Source organism: Magnetococcales bacterium (genome assembly GCA_015228935.1).
Classification (GTDB): Bacteria; Pseudomonadota; Magnetococcia; order Magnetococcales; family DC0425bin3; genus HA3dbin3.
Window position 1 is genome coordinate 1 of sequence record JADGCO010000191.1, and the last position, 2,626, is coordinate 2,626.

The following is a 2,626-nucleotide window of genomic DNA, read 5'->3' on the forward strand; positions in this document are numbered from 1 at the left end:
CTGGACCCCCATCTCAGTTTTTCATTCGTTTTTTTTTTTTTTGAAATTAACAAGTTATTAGACAGCCTCTCAGGGAGACACACCATGGAGAGTTTGGCGACGGTACCTGGCAAGAATCCGGTCACGACAAAACGCGGCATGGTCTGGATGCAGGGGAAACCCTCGGCTTGGGGCCTGCCTGCCGGACCCCAACCCTTGCTGGCCGGCGTGGTTCCGGCCGGATTTCCCTCACCGGCGGAACATGCCGTGGAAGATCGCATCGATTTGAATGAACATCTGGTGAGCCATCGCGAGGCCACTTTTTTCATGCGGGTGCGCGGCAATTCGATGACCCGGGCCGGAATTCACGACGGCGATCTGCTCGTGGTGGATCGTTCCCTGGAACCGGTTGAGGGGAGTGTGGTGATTGCCGTCCTGGACGGGGCTTTTACGGTCAAACGCTGGCAACGCCATCCGAAAGGGGTGTTGTTGCAGGCCGCCAATCCCGGCAGCGCCGATATTCTGGTCGGACCTGAACAGGAGCTGGTCATTTGGGGGGTGGTGCGTTGGGCCATTCACCGGGTTTGACCCATGTCTGCCCGTCTGGCCCTGGTTGACTGCAATAATTTTTACGTCTCTTGCGAACGGGTGTTTGATCCCACCCTGGAGGGGCGTCCCGTGGTCGTGCTGTCCAACAACGACGGCTGCGTCGTGGCCCGGTCGCCGGAAGTCAAGGCCTTGCGGGTTCCCATGGGCAAACCCTGGTATCAATTGCAGGACTTGGCCCGGCAGCACAACATCATGGCCCTCTCCAGTAATTATACCCTCTATGCCGACATGTCGAACCGGGTGATGACCATTTTGGCCGGCCTGGCCCCACGCCAGGAGGTCTACTCCATTGATGAATGTTTTCTGGATCTGCAAGGGGTGCCGGGCGAGGCAACGCGGCATGGTCAAACCATGCGGACCACCCTGCACCGGCTGTTGGGTCTGCCGGTCTGTGTTGGCATTGGCAGCACGAAAACCCTGGCCAAGCTGGCCAATCATGTGGCCAAAAAAAATCCGCATTATGGTGGTGTATTTGATTTTTCTTGTTTTTCTGCTTCGGAGCAGACCCGTCTGCTCGGCGGTATCGACGTGGCCGAGGTGTGGGGGGTGGGGCCGCGTACCGCCGAAAAGCTGGCTTTTCTTGGTATTCGCAGCGTCCTGGATTTGCAGCGCACCCGCCCGGAGACCCTGCGCAAGGGGTTTTCCATCCTGCACAAGCGCATGATTGCCGAGTTGAACGGCCAGGCCTGTCTGCAATTGGCGGAGGTGACCCCGCCTCGCCGGCAGATTGTCTCTTCGCGCTCTTTTGGCATGCGGGTTCTGGAGCGGGATGACTTGTTGGAGGCGGTGACCATGCACGCTGCGCTGGCCGGGGAAAAGCTGCGTCGGCAGGGGTCTGTGGCCGGTGCCTTGGGGGTTTTCATGCACACCAATCCATTCCGGGTTCAGGATCCGCAATACAGTGGTCATCTGACTCTTCCCCTGCATCCTGCCACGGATGATACCCTTTGTCTGGCCCGGGTGGCGCGGCGGGGTGTGACGCGACTGTTCCGGTCCGGGTTTGCCTACCACAAGGCCGGCGTCATGCTCATGGAATTGCAGGAGAGACGCCAGACAACGGGCACTCTGTTCGAATCCAGGGCGGAGCAGACCCGTTCGCGTGCCCTTATGGAGATCATGGATGCCGTCAACCGGCGGATGGGACGAGGAACGCTCCATGTGTTGGGTGAAGGTCTTGAACAACGTTGGCGGGCACGCGCCAATCGGCGTTCGCCACGGTACACGACATGTCTGGATGAACTGCCTATTGCCAACGCATGATTTTTTTTTTAATCATTGGCTCCTGATTCGTGGCACGGCATACCAGTTATCGCTGGCATGCGCTTGTTTGGCGTGCTATACAAGTATAGCACTGGATAAAGGAGACAATCATGCTGGCCATCAGACTGCCCGCCGAAGTGGAAAAGCGCCTTGATGCCTTGGCACGGGCCACGGGCCGAACCAAAACTTTTTATGCTCGTGAAGCCATTCTTGAGTACCTGGATGATCTTGAAGATATATACCTTGCCGAACAGCGTTTGCTCGACCTCCGTGCCGGGAAAACCCAGGCCGTTTCGCTCGAAGAGGTCATGAAACGCTATAATCATCAGCAGCATTGAGGATTTCACTGTGTGCATTCTTGTGGTACGGATCGGAAATCGTCGTGAAGTCTATCGTAATCTTTGAACGCAAAGGTAAAATAATAACTTTCTAAAAACCTGACAGGTGCGAAACAAGGTGGGATGACATGCAGTTTCAGGATTATCTTTTGGCCAACCATCGGTTTGTCATCATCATTCTGGTTTTGCTCTTGGCGCGTTTGCGCCATGCCTCATCTGGCAACCGTTTTTTGATTGGTTTTGTCAATTTTTTTGGCACTGTCCTGCACGAGTTGGCGCATTATCTGGTTGGATGGCTTCTTCTGGCCAGACCGGGCAGGCTCTCTCTTTGGCCAAGGCAGACGGCGCATGGTTTTGTGCTGGGCAGCGTTTCTTTCGGTAATTTAAGGTTTTTCAATACCTTGCCAACCACCCTGGCCCCTTTGTTGCTTCTTTATGTG

4 protein-coding genes are annotated in these 2,626 nt (G+C 55.9%); all 4 read left to right on the forward strand.

The features are described from left to right. Nucleotides 1–138 precede the first annotated feature (138 nt). Nucleotides 139–567, forward strand: coding sequence for a translesion error-prone DNA polymerase V autoproteolytic subunit (gene umuD / locus HQL65_20535; GenBank protein MBF0138622.1), 429 nt, complete (start codon nt 139–141; stop codon nt 565–567). 3 nt (nt 568–570) lie between these two features. After that, on the forward strand, nt 571–1,848 hold the full coding sequence (locus HQL65_20540; GenBank protein MBF0138623.1) for a Y-family DNA polymerase: 1,278 nt from the start codon (nt 571–573) through the stop codon (nt 1,846–1,848). Between the two features lie 110 nt (nt 1,849–1,958). Next, complete coding sequence (locus HQL65_20545) at nt 1,959–2,186, forward strand: ribbon-helix-helix protein, CopG family (GenBank protein ID MBF0138624.1); 228 nt, start codon at nt 1,959–1,961, stop codon at nt 2,184–2,186. 128 nt (nt 2,187–2,314) lie between these two features. Then, nucleotides 2,315–2,626 (forward strand): hypothetical protein (locus tag HQL65_20550; protein ID MBF0138625.1); only part of this gene is annotated, 312 nt, incomplete at its 3' end.